General features: G+C 29.5%; 1 protein-coding gene. It reads right to left on the bottom strand.

Going from position 1 to position 407, the window contains the following annotated elements; all coding sequences use genetic code 11:
• A partial coding sequence (locus tag AC1DJR_RS33745; RefSeq protein WP_477004645.1) for an HTH domain-containing protein occupies positions 1-228 on the bottom strand: 228 nt, incomplete at its 3' end.
• Positions 229-407 lie beyond the last annotated feature (179 nt).

The raw sequence follows: 407 nt of genomic DNA, 5'->3' as shown, positions 1-407 counted from the left end.
AAACAAATCTACCTTTTCATATTCCGCAATCTCTAAGTAAACTCCTAAGCCCGGTTTCCTAACAAGAATTGCACTCGCGTAATTCGTGAGGTGATCCTCAATTGCTTTAAAATCATTACGAATTGTTTTTTCAGAGCAATTTACTTGATCAGCAAGGTCTTGTACTAGTAAATAATCATTAGATTCAGATAATAACAGAAACAAAATTTCTCTTTGTCTTGTATTCATGAATTTCACCTATCTCTTATATCCTTCTAAGTTATACACATTACTTCAAAGAATATTTTTACTTTTCCTTATAACTAACACTTTAGATTATATGTATTGATTTTAAAATTCCAACTATGTTACGGTATACACTAATATCTAAATGTAATAACATAACACTACATTGCCCTTACTAGTAA

The organism is Bacillus sp. 05T31, assembly GCF_056396725.1.
Note: the sequence above shows the minus strand (reverse complement) of the source record. Positions and strands in the feature narration are given on the sequence as shown.